Origin of the sequence: Jeongeupia sp. HS-3, assembly GCF_015140455.1 — a bacterium.
Classification (GTDB): Bacteria; Pseudomonadota; Gammaproteobacteria; order Burkholderiales; family Chitinibacteraceae; genus Jeongeupia.
The window spans coordinates 2,860,940-2,873,971 of the sequence record NZ_AP024094.1 but is presented as its reverse complement, the minus strand read 5'-3'; the positions used below and the strand labels follow the sequence as shown (position 1 = coordinate 2,873,971).

Genomic DNA, 13,032 nt, shown 5'->3' with positions numbered 1-13,032 from the left:
GTAATGAATGAACTGAGTCTGGCCACGCCGTCGCTGCTGTTTCCGGCCATTTCGCTGTTGATGCTCGCCTATACCAATCGCTTTCTCGCGTTGTCGACGATCATCCGCCAGCTGTACGACACGCACCGGCGCAGCCCGCACGTCAACAATCTGCGGCAGATCGGCAATTTCCGCCGCCGCGTCGCGCTGATCCGCGGCATGCAGGCCTGCGGCGTGGTCAGCCTGCTGTCGTGCATCGTCTCGATGGTGCTGGTGTTCTTCGGCATTACCGGCCCGGCGCAGTTCATGTTCATCGTCAGCCTGGCGCTGATGGTGCTGTCCTTGCTGCTGTGCCTCGCCGAAGTACTGATCTCGGACACCGCGCTCAACATCCTGTTGCAGGATATCGAACAGGATCTGCGCAAGCTCGACCGCTGATTCAGGCCGGTTGCGGCGTCTGGAACGCTGCGGCGGGATGGTCGGCGAAATGGCCGTCGCCGTAGGCGCGTACCACCTCGGCAACCACCACCTGGAAGCCCTGATACCAACGCTGATACTGGCGCTTGGCCTCGATATGCTGCGGGTCACGCATCAGCGCGTGCAGACCGTCAAGCGAATGCCAGTAGTAAACGACGCAGATGCGGCCGTTGTGCGGGTTCTCCCAGTATTCCTCGCCGGCAAAGTCCGCGTGCGAGCGCGCCGCCGCCGCAATCAGCGGATCGAGGCGCTCGAACTCGGCGTCGTACTGCTTTTTCTCGAAAATGAAGGTGCTCGAATACACGGCGCGCTCCGGGCAAAGCGCGCAGTGTATCGAATACTGTCAGAAAAAATCAGCGGCCGAACAGCGCCAAGCCCCACATCAGCGCCAGATTGCCGAGACACACCAGTTGCGCCGCACTGCCAAGATCCTTGGCGCGTTTGGCCAGATGGTGTTTCTCCAGCGAGGTGTGATCGACCGCCGCCTCGATCGCCGAGTTGAGCAGTTCGACGATCACCGTCAGCACATGGCTGCCGATGACGACGGCGCGGGCCCATGCCGGCAACGGCAACACGAAGGCGGTGACGATCCCGGCCACCGCCAGCAACGACACCTGCCGGAACGCCGCCTCGTTGCGCCAGCCGGCGCCAAGGCCGTCGAGCGAGTAGCCCAGCGCATTCACCACACGGGAAAAACCACGTTTTCCCTTGTACGGACTTTCCTTCATCCACTGCTCCTGCTCGGGTTTCATCGCGGATCGAACACGTCGGCGTAGGCGGTGTAATTGGTCAGCAACACCACCGGGATCAGCACAATCAGCCCGAGCATCATCGGAATCATCGCGATGATGGCCAGGCCGCTGAGAATCGCCGATGCCAGCAGCACCGGCAGCCAGTTGCGCCAGAAGCCGACCAGCGACAGCTTCATCGCCTCGCTGGCCGAGATGCCGTGCAGCATCACCAGCGCCGGAGCGAAGAAGTAGCAGCTGTAGACGACCAGCATGCCGATCAGGCCGAGCAGCACCACCAGCCAGCCGGCGCCACCGATGTCGGGGCGGTCGGTCATCGTCGCGGCGGTGCGCCACGCTTCGAAGGTTTCGGTCAGGTTGAACACGTACATCAGCGCCACCAGCAGCAGCGCAACGATCATCACCCCGATCAGATAGTACAAACCAACGCGGAGCAGTTCGCGCGGCCGCTGGCGGAAACCGGCGAACACGTCGCCGACCTCGGGTGTACGCCCCTGCCGCGCGCCCTGCGCCGCCCACATCACCCCGCCGAGCAGCACCGGCGTCAGCACGGTCGACACCACGTTGATGATGGGGGTGAGCGACAGACCCATGACAATGACGATGAACACCAGCGTAATCAGCAACCATTGCAGCCAGTTGGCACGAAACATTTGCGTGGCCTCGACGATCCAGCGCCAGCCAGCGGCGGCTTGCAGCCGGCGTGCCTCGGGCGCACTGTCGATGACGATTTCGTTCTCCATGGTCTCTCTCCTTGTTATGTATGGGTGCCGCGTGGCGTCAGCCTCACCTGACCGCTGCGAGCGGTCCTTGTTCCCAGTTTAGGGGGTGATTTCGCGGCCGTCCTCAGGGTGACGACCAGCCTGCTGTCAGTGTGGCCGGCCATGATGTAATCACGATGAAACCGCAGATGCAAAAAAAGCCGGCGATCAGATCGCCGGCTTGCTACTGCGAGTGCGGATTTTACCCGGCGATGCAGCTGCGCGAAGCGCGGGCAATCACCAGTTCCTCGTTGGTCGGAACCACGTACACGGCGATCTTGCTGTCCGGCAGCGAGATGCGGCGCGGCTCGCCCGAACGGATCTTGTTGGCCGCTTCGTCGAGCTCGACACCCAGCCAGCGCAGCTGGCGGCAGACATTGAGGCGCACATCGGCACCGTTTTCACCAATGCCGGCGGTGAACACCAGCGCATCGAAACCTTCGAGCGCAGCGGCAAGCGAAGCGGCTTCGCGCACGACCTTGCTGACGAAATAATCGATGGCGAGCTTGGCGCGCGGGCTGTCGCTGTTTTCCAGATCGCGCATATCGCTCGATACGCCCGACAAGCCCAGCAGGCCCGATTGCTTGTACAGCAGGTCTTCGATCTGCTGTGCGTCCATCTTCAGGTGGTTGATCAGATGCAGCACCACGCCGGCGTCGATCGAGCCGGTACGCGTGCCCATCGGCAGACCTTCAAGTGCGGTAAAGCCCATGGTCGAGGCGATGCCCTTGCACGCCAGCAGCGCGGCCATCGACGAACCGTTGCCCAGGTGGGCGACAACGGTGCGGCCTTCGGCGGCGCGGGTATCGATCGCCGGCAGCACACTGGCGATGTACTCGTACGACAGGCCGTGGAAGCCGTAGCGACGGATGCCTTCCTTGGCCGAGAACTCGTACGGCAGTGCGTACAGCTGGTTCAACTCGGGCTGGTTGGCGTGGAAGGCGGTGTCAAAGCACACCACTTGCGGCACGCCCGGCAGCAGCTCGCCCATGATCTTGATCGGGGTGATGTTGTGCGGCTCGTGCAGCGGCGCCAGCGGGATCAGTTTTTCCAGCTCGGCGATGACTTCCGGCGTCACCAGTTCCGGTGCCGAGAAGCGCGTACCGCCATGCACCACGCGGTGGCCGATCACGGCAATCTTGCGGCCGGCTGTCACGGTGTCGAGCCAGGCAAGGATGTGGCGCAGCGAGCTGTCGTGGCTCTTGGGCAGATCGGCCGGCAGGTCTTCATCGACCAGCTTCTTGTCGCTCGCGTCGCGGGCGGTGAAATGCGGCGTCACGTAGATGCCTTCCATCTGGCCCTTGTACAGCAGCACCGGGTCAGCGGCGTTATTTTCAAACAGCGAGAACTTGATGCTCGACGAGCCTGCGTTGATGACGAGGAGAAGATCGTTCATTTAATGGCTTCCTTTGGCATGCGCCACCAGCGCCATCACGGCGGCGGAGGCAAGTCGGGACTTCACATCGTCGGCACGGCTCGTCAGCACGATAGGAACACGTGCACCGAGCACAATGCCGGCGGCTTCGGCCCCAGCGAAATAAATCATCAGCTTGGCCAGCATATTGCCGGCCTCGATATCGGGCACCACGAGGATGTCGGCCTCGCCAGCAACCGGCGAATCGATGCCCTTGGTTTTGGCGGCGAGCTTGGATACGGCGTTGTCGAACGCCAGCGGGCCATCAAGCACCGCGCCGGTGATCTGGCCGCGATCGGCCATCTTGCACAGCAGCGCGGCGTCCAGTGTCGACGGCATCTTGTCGTTGACGGTCTCGACCGCCGAGAGGATCGCCACTTTCGGCGTGGCAATGCCGAGCACCTGCGCCAGATTGATGGCGTTCTGGGTGATATCGACCTTGCCGGCCAGATCCGGCGCGATATTGATCGCCGCATCGGTCACCAACAGCGGCCGGCCATACGCCGGCACATCCATCACATACACATGCGACACCCGCTTGCCGCAACGCAGCCCTTCCTTGGCCATCACCGCGCGCATCAGCTCGTCGGTATGCAGCTTGCCCTTCATCAGCGCCTGCGCTTCGCCGGAACGGCACAGCGCCACGGCGGTCTCGGCCGAGGCGACGCTATGCTCGGTATCCACGATACGCAGACCGGTCAGATCCAGCCCTTCATGATCGGCTACCGCGCGAATCTTGGCCTCCGGGCCAACCAGAATCGGCGTAATCAACCCGGCCTCCCAAGCTTCAAGCGCACCGAGCAGCGAGGCATGATCGGTCGGATGCGCCACCGCGGTCGGCACCGGCGGCAACCCGGCAGCCTGGGTACGCAGTGTGCTGAAAACGTGGTACTGCCGCAATGTAAGTTGTGGTGGTTCGTCGAAGCGGTTTTCGCTCTTCACCGTCGGCGGAATCAGCGTGATCGGCCCCGAGGCGATGACCTCGCCATCCTGATTCTCGCAGCGGCAATCGACGACCACCTGACGGGTGCCCGCATCCTTTTCCTGCACCACCAGCTCGATCGACAATACATCGCCATCACGAATCCAGCCGTAGGACTGCATCGAATGGCCGGCCAGAATCGAACCATTGCCTGGGAAGAAATTGGTCGCGGTCGACGACAGCAGCGAAAATGCACCAATCGCCGGCGCCTGACGCGTACCGGCAATCTCGCGCGATCCGGCAATCAGCGCAAACAGGGTAAGATCACCGGGCTTGACCGTATGCGTACGCGTGTAGCGCATGCCGGGCTGGATGTCTTCGAAAAGGATGTTTTCCTGGGTCATCGGTAGATCCTTCAACGGGCATGAGTTCACGATAAATATGCCAGCATCGTAGGAAGATCGTTGTTGTACTGCAATTAAATTAATTGACCATTCCACATTAAAGACAAATGCCTTGACCTTTGTTGGCGCAGATCAAGCTCTTCAAGCACACAAGGCGTAGATATTCACGACCATGAGCGCCGCAACCACAACCCACCTGATTTGTGCGCCTGGCTTTGACGGCAGCGCGACCGTCACCCGGCTGCATCACCCCGTGGGCGCTCATGTCGCTGCCGATGTGGCGCTGCTGACGCTCACGCTCGCCGATGGCAGCCGGCAAGACGTCGCCGCGCCCGAGGCCGGCGTGCTGGCGGCCTTTACCGCCGAAATCGGCGACCGCGTGCTGGCGGGCGAGCTGCTGGCATTGATGGATATCGAAGAAGCGCCCACCGGTTGGTTGTTCCCTCCCGAGCCGGCCGGCATCGAGGCGGCAAAGGACTCAAGCGGCGGCTGGCTGACGGTCTCGGTCGATGCCGCCCGGCTGGCGGCGAGGCTGGGTGTCGATCTGTCCGAGCTGGCCGACCAGGGCCGGATCGACGTCGCCGATGTCGAGCATTACGTGCGCGAGCAGCTGGCGCAGCGGCGCTAGTCGTCGAGCCGCGCGCCCAGATGGCGCCTTGCGGCCGGATTGAAAATCAGCAGGCCGGCAAGCGCGATCGCGCAGCCGGTGAGCATATCGAGCAAGCGCACCCGCAGCAGATGAATGTCGCCGCCGTGCGGCAGGTAAACGATGTCCAGCAGCACCAGCACCAGCGCGGTCATCGCAGCGGCGCCCAGCCAGTAATTGAGCGCCAACGCCAGCGGCCGGACAAAGGCAAAGAAGGCGATCCAGCACAGCAAAATACCCGGCGAGTGGCCGAGCCGGACAATGGCCCAGGTCAGCGACAGCCCCGCCAGCGTGCCGAAGCAGGTCTGAAACAGCCTGCGCAGGCTGTCCGGGCCATCGGGGCGGAGCACGAACAGCGTCGATGCCGCAACCCACGCCGGCCGCTCGAAATGCAGTGCCAGAGCCATCAGCAGCGCCACTGAGGTCACCGATGAATACGCCAGCGCATGCCGCCAGCCGGCGGTCGCGCCACGACGAATGCGCACCAGATTGCGTCTGAGCCGCAAGGGATCTTGCTCAAGCAGCATGACCCGGCGGAACAGCACGCCATCGATGCCGACGGTCAGCGTGCCGACCGCCACGCCCAGCACCGCATACGGCAAGGCATCGACCGGCAGCCCTGGCGTAAAGCCGTAAATCAGCAGCGCCAGCACCGCCATGCGCAGAATGGTCTCCAGCGCGAGATTGGTGCCGTCACACCAGCCGACCCCGAAGGTCAGCACCGCCAGGATCGGCAACAGCCAGTACGGTTCGGCCGACATGAACACGCCAAAGGCCGCGCTGGCGACGATCAGCACCAGCCCGCCGAGCTGCGTCATCAGCCGGTGGCCGAAGGCCCCGCCAAAATCGACCATCGATGCATACAGCCCGCCCACGGCGGCGAACAACAGGCCGACCGGCTCATTGCGCCAGACGGCGATCAGCGCCGGCAAGGTCACGCTGACCAATGCGCACACAGCCTTGCGCCATGGCAGCGGATCACCGCGCAACTGCAGCAGGTGCAGAGGCAAGCGCATCAGAACACACCCTTGGCAAAGAGACTCATTGCAGCATCTCCGGCCGACGTGATTCTGCCGACGCAAAAACGCCCCGCGCTGCGGGGCGTTTCATCGGTGCTGGCGAACCATCAGGCGCCAAGCTTGGCCAGCGCACGGCGGCGCAGCACCGCGTCGGACAATTCGGCCAGCGAAGCTTCGGTGTCGGGCCAGCCGATGCAGGCATCGGTGATCGACTGGCCGTAGCACAGTTCCTTGCCTTCGACCTGATCCTGCCGGCCTTCGACCAGATGCGATTCGATCATCACACCGAAAATCGCCGCGTTGCCTTCACCGATTTGTGCCGCCACATCGCTGGAGACTTCCATCTGCCGGCGGTAATCCTTGCGGCTGTTGGCGTGGCTGAAATCGATCATCACCTTCTGCGCCACGCCGGCGGCGGCCAGGTCGGCCATCGCACTGCGAACATGGTTGGCGTCGTAGTTCGGTTCCTTGCCGCCGCGCAGGATGATGTGGCAATCGGGATTACCGGCGGTGGCAATAATGGCCGAGTGACCCATCTTGGTCACCGAAAGGAAATGGTGCGGCTGACCGGCCGAGCGGATCGCGTCGATGGCGATCTTCATATTGCCGTCGGTACCGTTCTTGAAGCCGACCGGGCACGACAGACCGCTGGACAACTCGCGGTGCACTTGCGACTCGGTGGTGCGTGCGCCGATGGCGCCCCAGCTCATCAGATCGGCCAGATATTGCGGCGTGATCATGTCAAGGAATTCACCCGCGGTCGGCAGGCCGGTATCGTTCAGGTCGAGCAGCAGCTTGCGGGCAATGCGCAGGCCGTCATTGATATTGAAGCTGTCGTTCAGGTAAGGGTCGTTGATCAAGCCCTTCCAGCCAACGGTGGTACGCGGTTTTTCGAAGTACACGCGCATCACCACTTCCAGCGTGTCCTTGTACTGCTCGCGCAGTTTCAGGAGCATCTGGCCGTATTCGAGCGCGGCCTTGGTGTCATGGATAGAGCACGGGCCTACGACCACCAGCAAACGGTCGTCACTACCTTCGAGGATGCGATGAATCGCCTGACGCGATTCAAACACCGCCGCCGACGCGGTCTGGGTGACCGGGTATTTTTCCAGTACCGCAACGGGCGGCAGCAGCTCTTTGATCTCGCGGATACGAACGTCGTCGGTCTGGTAATGCATGGTGGATCCCTGAACGTGGCGGCCGCGCTGATCTTGATGCAACGCGGCATATTCTTGTCGAACGCTTAGGTTAGCGTCTTAGCCAAGGCCGAACAAGGGCGGTGCGGGCTAAATACACTGGGGATGACCCGAATGCCACGGCAAGGATTGCCGCGATGCGATGCACATGGGTAGATCAAGCGCGGCAGTCGGCGCAGACGCCCTTGATGGTGATCTCGAGCGCCTCGGCGGCAAAGCCTTGCGGCAGCGTCACCGGCAAGTCGGTACGAAACGATTCGATGCAATAGAAGCGGCCACAAACGCGGCAATGAAAGTGGGCGTGGCGGTGCTGCACCGTCGCGACCGAAAAACGCCAGACTCGGTCGTCACCGGCCAGCTTGTGCGCCAGCGCTTCGTCGGTCAGCCATTCGAGCACCCGGTAGACGGTGACCCGGTCTATCGCCGGATCAAGACTTTCGACGACATCCAGATGGGACAGCGGCCGCTGTGCCGCAATGAGCGTGGCGAGCACGCGCAAGCGGGCGGCGGTGACCCGCGCACCGGTACGGGCGATCAGCTCGCGCGCCGGGCCGAGCGAGTCGGCCGCGGCGGGCAGTACAGCCCGTCCGCTCATGGCTTAATCAGCGAACTGCTTTTTCATCCGCTCGCGACGTTCTTGCGCTTCCAGCGTCAACGACGCGGTCGGACGCGCCACGAGGCGGCCAAGGCCGATCGCTTCGCCGGTGTCCTCGCAATAGCCGTAGGAGCCGTCGTCGATTTTTTTCAGCGTCGACTCGATCTTCATCAGCAGTTTGCGTTCGCGATCGCGGGTGCGCAGTTCCAGCGCGTACTCTTCTTCGAGCGTCGCGCGATCAGCGGGATCAGGGGTTGCTTCCTGCTCCTGCAGGTTCAAGCTGGTCTGACTGGCGTTTGCCAGCAGTTCAGCCTTGTTCTTCAGCAGCAGATTCCGGAAGAACTCGAGCTGATCCGGGTTCATATAGTCCTCTTCCGGACCGTTCCAGCTGAGGATGTCTTTCTCTGTGAGTTTGGCCATCGTCGTACTCGCTTATTCTAGAACCCAGGGCGCTCAGGCTTACAAAGGCATGACGCGCCAAATGGGCAGGCAGCTTAATCAAGTCGAGTGTCCATTGCAATAAGACATTTTATCTCCCCCGGCGTTAATACTTGGCACACCAGGGGATTCTCAACGCTGTTTATTTCTGCGCCAGTATCCAGCGCACGATCACTTTCAGATCGGCATCACTGATCTGCTGTGGCGGCATCGCTACCGGCCCGCCCCATTTGCCCTTGGTGCCGGCACGCACCTCCTTCATCAACATTGCCTCGGCATCCTTCTGGCCGCGGTAGCGGGCGGCGACGTCCTTGTACGCCGGGCCGACGATTTTGGTGTCCACCGAATGGCAGCCCAGACAATTGTATTTGGCGATCAGCTTGGCCCCATTGTCGGCGGCCAGCGCCGGCAAACAGGACAGGGCAAACAGGACTGACACATAAGGGGCGAGCTTCACGGCATAACCTTGCATGGTTGTCTTATTAGAGCATCTTAGCAACAGCGCAAACGCTTGGATACCGGGGCCTATGCTAGACTCGCGCGGTTCAAAATCTAACAACGGAATCGGGCCGACGCATGGATCGCATGCAACGCTTCATGTCGATGGCCATGCTGCTGTCGCTGCTGACGCACGCGGTGCTGATCTTCGGCATCAAGTTCGTCATGCCCGAGATCCAGCGGCATTTTTCCGAGCAGCCGCTCGAAGTGGTGCTGGTCAACCAGCGCACCGAAACCACGCCGGGCAAGGCCAAAGTCAGGGCGCAGGAAAACCTCGACGGCGGCGGCAATACCGATGCCAAGCAGCGCGCAACCAGCCCGCTGCCGGCGCTGAACAACCAGGCTTCGATCGAGCTGCAGCAACAACTCTCCCGTCAGCAGCAACTCGAAGCGCAGCAGCAAGCCCTGATGGCCAAGCTTCGCGCCGGTGGCCTGCTGTCTGCCCCGAGCACGCCGCAAACCTCGAACCAGGATGCGGCGCAGTCGCAGAACGGGCAGGACAGCACTGCGCAAACCGCGCGTCAGCTCTCGGGGCCGGTGGCGCAACTGGATCAGCGCTTCAACGCCTACGAAGAAAAACCGCGCAAAGCCTTCATGAGCACGCCGGCGATCAAGGCCATGACCGCGGTGTGGGAAGACCAATGGCGCCAGCAGATCGAGCGTATCGGCACCAGCACCTATCCGACCGACAGCGCCGGCAACAAGCTCTACGGCAGCCTGCAACTGTCGGTCGAGGTGAACGTCGATGGCTCGATCCGCAAGGCCAGCATCCAGCGCTCGTCGGGCAATCGCCAGCTCGACAACGCCGCGCTGAAGATCCTCCAGCGCGCCGCGCCGTTCGCACCGCTGCCCAAGGATCTGGTTGATCCACTCGGCAAGCGCGCCACGGTGCTGGTGGTATTGCGTACCTGGAACTTCGCCCGTAACGACACGTTGCAGGCGCGCTGATGCGCATCCTCGGCATCGACCCCGGTTCACGCATCACCGGGTTCGGCATCATCGACGTCGTCGGCCAGAGCCGCAACTACGTCGCTTCGGGCTGCATCAAGACCGGTGGCGGCAGCCTGCCCGAGCGCGTGCGGGCATTGCTCGACGGCATCGCCGAAGTCGTCGCCAGCTATCACCCCGAGATCGCCGCGGTCGAGCAGGTTTTCGTCAACGTCAATCCGGCCTCGACCTTGATGCTGGGCCAGGCGCGTGGCGCGGTCATTGCCGCGCTGGTGCTGGCGCAACTGCCGATCGCCGAGTACACCGCGCTGCAGGTCAAACAGGCGGTGGTCGGCAATGGCCACGCCGGCAAGGATCAGGTTGGTCTGATGGTGCAAAGGCTGCTGCGGCTGTCGGGCGTGCCGCAGGCCGATGCCGCCGATGCACTGGCGGTGGCGCTGGCGCATTCACAGCACGCCGGGGGTGCGGCGGCGCAGCTGTCCAAGCTCGGGTTGACGATCAAGCGTGGTCGGCTGGCCTGAGCGCTGGCGGAAGGGCAGCCGGGCCACGCCATATGCAACGATCGTTCTATAAACCGGGCAGCGGCGCTATACTGCCGTTTTCTGTAGCGACCGAGCCCCGACCATGATCGCCCGCCTGACCGGAACCCTGATCGAGAAACAACCGCCGACGCTGGTCGTCGACGTCGCCGGCGTCGGCTACGAACTCGACGTGCCGATGAGCACGCTGTATGTGTTGCCGGCTCTCGGCGCCAAGGTCGAGCTGTTCACGCATCTGGTCGTGCGCGAAGACGCACAGTTGCTGTACGGCTTTGCCAACCGCGCCGAACGCGATCTGTTTCGCCATCTGATCAAGATCAGCGGCATCGGCGCCAAGATCGCACTGGCGATTTTGTCGGGCATGAACAGCGACGAACTGGCGCTGGCAATTGCCGGTGAAGACGTCAGCCGGCTCTCCAAAGTCCCCGGCATCGGTAAAAAAACCGCCGAGCGGCTGATTCTGGAACTCAAGGGCAAGCTGGGCAGTCTGCCGACCAGCGCGGCCGTTGCGGCCAAGCTGCCGACGCCGCTGTTTGGCGCCGGCCCGTCCGGCGATATTCTCAACGCGCTGCTGGCGCTCGGTTACAACGAGCGCGAAGCGGGCGCGGCGATGAAGACGCTGCCGGACGAGGTCGACGTCAGCAACGGCATCCGCCAGGCACTCAAGGTGCTGGCCAAGCTTTAACAGGATGATTTGATGTCTTCCCGCCATCTCGGGCTCGCCATTGGCGGGCTCGTGGTTTTTCTGCTGCTACTGACCTCGCTCGGCAGCGCGCCACAACATGCCTTTGACGCCACGCTCTCCGTCTGGCTGTACGACCGCCGCCCGGCGCTGGTCTCGCTGGCGCTGCTGCTCGGCTGGAGCGGCAGCTTCTGGGGCTCGATCCCGATTGCGATCACCGCCGGCTGGCTGCTGCGCCGGCTGGGCCGCATCGCCTGGCCCGGCCTGCCCTTGCTGGTGCTCGCCAGTTGGTGCCTCAACGGCGTAATCAAGTTGTTGGTGCACCGGCCACGGCCGACGCTGGAACACCTGATGTCGGTGCACGGGCCATCGTTTCCCAGCGGCCACGCGATGGCGGCGATGACGCTGTTCGGCGCGCTCGGCTGGCTCGCCTGCCAGCGCTGGCCACGGCAGCGCGTGCCTATTCTTGCACTGGCAGCGCTGCTGGTGCTCGCCGGCGGGATGGCGCGGCTGGTGCTCGGCGTACACTATGGCAGCGACGTGCTCGCCGCTTACGGGGTCGGCACGGTATTGCTGGCCGCCTATTTTCATATCGCCTCCCACATCGCTTCGCCGACGAGATTGCGTGCATGATCGAAACCGATTCCCTCTCCGCCCTGCCGCCCGAGCGCGTCATCACCGCCAAGACGATGTCGCAGCAGGAAGAACAGCTTGAGCGCGCGCTGCGGCCCAAACTGCTCGACGAATACGTCGGCCAGAAAAAAGCCCGTGCCCAGCTGGAGATCTTCATCGAGGCGGCCAAGAAGCGCGGCGAGGCGCTCGATCACGTGCTGCTGTTCGGCCCGCCGGGCTTGGGCAAGACCACGCTGGCGCATATCATCGCCCGCGAACTCGGCGTCAACCTGCGCCAGACTTCGGGGCCGGTGCTGGAGCGCGCCGGCGATCTGGCGGCGATCCTGACCAATCTCGAACCGCACGACGTGCTGTTCATCGACGAAATCCACCGCCTCAGCCCGGTGGTCGAGGAAATCCTCTACCCGGCGCTGGAGGATTTCCAGATCGACATCATGATCGGCGAAGGCCCGGCGGCGCGGTCGGTGAAGCTCGACCTGCCGCCGTTCACCCTCGTCGGTGCGACCACCCGTGCCGGCATGCTCACCAACCCGTTGCGCGACCGTTTCGGCATCGTCGCCCGGCTGGAGTTCTATACCGCCGACGAGCTGACGCGCATCGTCGAGCGTTCATCATCGCTGTTGAATGTGCCGATGGACGAAGGCGGCGCGTTTGAAGTGGCCCGCCGCTCGCGCGGTACGCCACGGATCGCCAACCGGCTGCTGCGCCGGGTGCGCGACTACGCCGAAGTCCGCCACGACGGCACGGTCACCCGCGCGGTCGCCGACGCGGCGCTGCTGATGCTCGACGTCGACCACGCCGGCCTCGACGTCATGGACCGCAAGTTCTTGAGCGCGGTGATCGAGAAGTTCGGCGGCGGCCCGGTCGGGCTCGACAATATCGCCGCGGCGATCGGCGAAGCCAGCGACACCATCGAGGATGTATTCGAGCCCTTCCTGATCCAGCAAGGGCTGATCCAGCGCACGCCGCGCGGCCGCATCGCCACGCTGTCGGCGTACCAGCACTTCGGGCTGACGCCGCCACGCGATCCGAACGAGCGCTGATCGGTGTGAATTTTGCCGTTCCTGCGCGAAGCTGTGAGATCGCACACACCGGGGCTTAAATCGAACCCTCCAAGGGCTTACAATTACAG

At 63.3% G+C, this 13,032-nt stretch carries 17 protein-coding genes; 7 read left to right on the top strand and 10 right to left on the bottom strand.

Going from position 1 to position 13,032, the window contains the following annotated elements; translation table 11 throughout:
- The first annotated feature begins 3 nt into the window (after window positions 1-3).
- Complete coding sequence (locus JLC71_RS13815) at window positions 4-417, top strand: DUF2721 domain-containing protein (protein ID WP_200916026.1); 414 nt, start codon at window positions 4-6, stop codon at window positions 415-417.
- A gap of 1 nt (window position 418) precedes the next feature.
- Here the strand turns inward: JLC71_RS13815 and JLC71_RS13810 are convergent, their stop codons facing one another.
- From JLC71_RS13810 to JLC71_RS13790, 5 genes are all read right to left on the bottom strand, one after another.
- Entirely contained in the window at window positions 419-760 is a 342-nt protein-coding gene (locus tag JLC71_RS13810; protein ID WP_200916025.1) for an antibiotic biosynthesis monooxygenase, read from the bottom strand.
- Window positions 761-809: 49 nt separating this feature from the next.
- Window positions 810-1,184 carry a diacylglycerol kinase gene (locus JLC71_RS13805; protein WP_200916024.1) on the bottom strand — a complete coding sequence of 125 codons (375 nt, stop codon included), beginning with the start codon at window positions 1,182-1,184 and terminating at the stop codon, window positions 810-812.
- 20 nt (window positions 1,185-1,204) lie between these two features.
- Window positions 1,205-1,948 carry a BPSS1780 family membrane protein gene (locus JLC71_RS13800; RefSeq protein ID WP_200916023.1) on the bottom strand — a complete coding sequence of 248 codons (744 nt, stop codon included), beginning with the start codon at window positions 1,946-1,948 and terminating at the stop codon, window positions 1,205-1,207.
- 220 nt (window positions 1,949-2,168) lie between these two features.
- Window positions 2,169-3,362: an acetate/propionate family kinase gene (locus JLC71_RS13795; RefSeq protein ID WP_200916022.1), complete on the bottom strand. Its 1,194-nt coding sequence runs from the start codon at window positions 3,360-3,362 to the stop codon at window positions 2,169-2,171.
- Window positions 3,363-4,706: a bifunctional enoyl-CoA hydratase/phosphate acetyltransferase gene (locus tag JLC71_RS13790; protein ID WP_200916021.1), complete on the bottom strand. Its 1,344-nt coding sequence runs from the start codon at window positions 4,704-4,706 to the stop codon at window positions 3,363-3,365.
- Between the two features lie 172 nt (window positions 4,707-4,878).
- Here JLC71_RS13790 and JLC71_RS13785 point away from each other — a divergent pair, with 172 nt between their 5' ends.
- Window positions 4,879-5,334 carry a hypothetical protein gene (locus JLC71_RS13785; RefSeq protein ID WP_200916020.1) on the top strand — a complete coding sequence of 152 codons (456 nt, stop codon included), beginning with the start codon at window positions 4,879-4,881 and terminating at the stop codon, window positions 5,332-5,334.
- On the opposite strand, the gene JLC71_RS13780 is transcribed toward JLC71_RS13785, so the two are convergent.
- The 5 genes from JLC71_RS13780 to JLC71_RS13760 all read right to left on the bottom strand — a co-directional run bounded on the left by JLC71_RS13780 (window position 5,331) and on the right by JLC71_RS13760 (window position 9,072).
- Window positions 5,331-6,368, bottom strand: a complete 1,038-nt coding sequence (locus tag JLC71_RS13780) for an FUSC family protein (protein ID WP_200916019.1) — start codon at window positions 6,366-6,368, stop codon at window positions 5,331-5,333. The two genes, JLC71_RS13785 and JLC71_RS13780, sit on opposite strands and share 4 nt — an antisense overlap.
- A 110-nt stretch (window positions 6,369-6,478) precedes the next feature.
- The gene (gene aroG, locus JLC71_RS13775) at window positions 6,479-7,549 is read right to left on the bottom strand and encodes a 3-deoxy-7-phosphoheptulonate synthase AroG (protein ID WP_200916018.1); all 1,071 of its coding nucleotides are present in this window, start codon (window positions 7,547-7,549) and stop codon (window positions 6,479-6,481) included.
- A gap of 175 nt (window positions 7,550-7,724) precedes the next feature.
- On the bottom strand, window positions 7,725-8,162 hold the full coding sequence (locus JLC71_RS13770; RefSeq protein ID WP_200916017.1) for a Fur family transcriptional regulator: 438 nt from the start codon (window positions 8,160-8,162) through the stop codon (window positions 7,725-7,727).
- A 3-nt stretch (window positions 8,163-8,165) separates the two neighbouring features.
- Entirely contained in the window at window positions 8,166-8,582 is a 417-nt protein-coding gene (gene dksA, locus JLC71_RS13765) for an RNA polymerase-binding protein DksA (protein WP_200916016.1), read from the bottom strand.
- A gap of 160 nt (window positions 8,583-8,742) precedes the next feature.
- Window positions 8,743-9,072, bottom strand: coding sequence for a c-type cytochrome (locus tag JLC71_RS13760; RefSeq protein WP_200916015.1), 330 nt, complete (start codon window positions 9,070-9,072; stop codon window positions 8,743-8,745).
- A gap of 104 nt (window positions 9,073-9,176) precedes the next feature.
- Between JLC71_RS13760 and JLC71_RS13755 the strand changes: the two genes are divergently transcribed.
- The 5 genes from JLC71_RS13755 (at window position 9,177) to ruvB (ending at window position 12,943) form a co-directional block, all read left to right on the top strand.
- The gene (locus JLC71_RS13755; protein WP_200916014.1) at window positions 9,177-10,046 is read left to right on the top strand and encodes an energy transducer TonB family protein; all 870 of its coding nucleotides are present in this window, start codon (window positions 9,177-9,179) and stop codon (window positions 10,044-10,046) included.
- On the top strand, window positions 10,046-10,567 hold the full coding sequence (ruvC, locus tag JLC71_RS13750) for a crossover junction endodeoxyribonuclease RuvC (RefSeq protein WP_200916013.1): 522 nt from the start codon (window positions 10,046-10,048) through the stop codon (window positions 10,565-10,567). Before JLC71_RS13755 ends, ruvC begins: the two co-directional genes overlap by 1 nt.
- Before the next feature lie 103 nt (window positions 10,568-10,670).
- Entirely contained in the window at window positions 10,671-11,270 is a 600-nt protein-coding gene (ruvA, locus tag JLC71_RS13745; protein WP_200916012.1) for a Holliday junction branch migration protein RuvA, read from the top strand.
- A gap of 12 nt (window positions 11,271-11,282) precedes the next feature.
- Entirely contained in the window at window positions 11,283-11,900 is a 618-nt protein-coding gene (locus JLC71_RS13740; RefSeq protein WP_200916011.1) for a phosphatase PAP2 family protein, read from the top strand.
- Window positions 11,897-12,943, top strand: coding sequence for a Holliday junction branch migration DNA helicase RuvB (gene ruvB / locus JLC71_RS13735; protein ID WP_200916010.1), 1,047 nt, complete (start codon window positions 11,897-11,899; stop codon window positions 12,941-12,943). The genes JLC71_RS13740 and ruvB overlap by 4 nt, the downstream gene beginning before the upstream one ends.
- Window positions 12,944-13,032: the final 89 nt, after the last annotated feature.

Excerpts from the sequence above, each read along its gene's own strand:
- JLC71_RS13815 (WP_200916026.1), top strand. The coding sequence starts at position 4 with ATGAATGAACTGAGTCTGGCCACGCCGTCGCTGCTGTTTCCGGCCATT.
- JLC71_RS13805 (WP_200916024.1), bottom strand. The coding sequence starts at position 1,184 with ATGAAGGAAAGTCCGTACAAGGGAAAACGTGGTTTTTCCCGTGTGGTG.
- JLC71_RS13800 (WP_200916023.1), bottom strand. The coding sequence starts at position 1,948 with ATGGAGAACGAAATCGTCATCGACAGTGCGCCCGAGGCACGCCGGCTG.
- JLC71_RS13795 (WP_200916022.1), bottom strand. The coding sequence starts at position 3,362 with ATGAACGATCTTCTCCTCGTCATCAACGCAGGCTCGTCGAGCATCAAG.
- JLC71_RS13790 (WP_200916021.1), bottom strand. The coding sequence starts at position 4,706 with ATGACCCAGGAAAACATCCTTTTCGAAGACATCCAGCCCGGCATGCGC.
- JLC71_RS13785 (WP_200916020.1), top strand. The coding sequence starts at position 4,879 with ATGAGCGCCGCAACCACAACCCACCTGATTTGTGCGCCTGGCTTTGAC.
- JLC71_RS13780 (WP_200916019.1), bottom strand. The coding sequence starts at position 6,368 with ATGCGCTTGCCTCTGCACCTGCTGCAGTTGCGCGGTGATCCGCTGCCA.
- aroG (WP_200916018.1), bottom strand. The coding sequence starts at position 7,549 with ATGCATTACCAGACCGACGACGTTCGTATCCGCGAGATCAAAGAGCTG.
- JLC71_RS13770 (WP_200916017.1), bottom strand. The coding sequence starts at position 8,162 with ATGAGCGGACGGGCTGTACTGCCCGCCGCGGCCGACTCGCTCGGCCCG.
- dksA (WP_200916016.1), bottom strand. The coding sequence starts at position 8,582 with ATGGCCAAACTCACAGAGAAAGACATCCTCAGCTGGAACGGTCCGGAA.
- JLC71_RS13760 (WP_200916015.1), bottom strand. The coding sequence starts at position 9,072 with ATGCAAGGTTATGCCGTGAAGCTCGCCCCTTATGTGTCAGTCCTGTTT.
- JLC71_RS13755 (WP_200916014.1), top strand. The coding sequence starts at position 9,177 with ATGGATCGCATGCAACGCTTCATGTCGATGGCCATGCTGCTGTCGCTG.
- ruvC (WP_200916013.1), top strand. The coding sequence starts at position 10,046 with ATGCGCATCCTCGGCATCGACCCCGGTTCACGCATCACCGGGTTCGGC.
- ruvA (WP_200916012.1), top strand. The coding sequence starts at position 10,671 with ATGATCGCCCGCCTGACCGGAACCCTGATCGAGAAACAACCGCCGACG.
- JLC71_RS13740 (WP_200916011.1), top strand. The coding sequence starts at position 11,283 with ATGTCTTCCCGCCATCTCGGGCTCGCCATTGGCGGGCTCGTGGTTTTT.
- ruvB (WP_200916010.1), top strand. The coding sequence starts at position 11,897 with ATGATCGAAACCGATTCCCTCTCCGCCCTGCCGCCCGAGCGCGTCATC.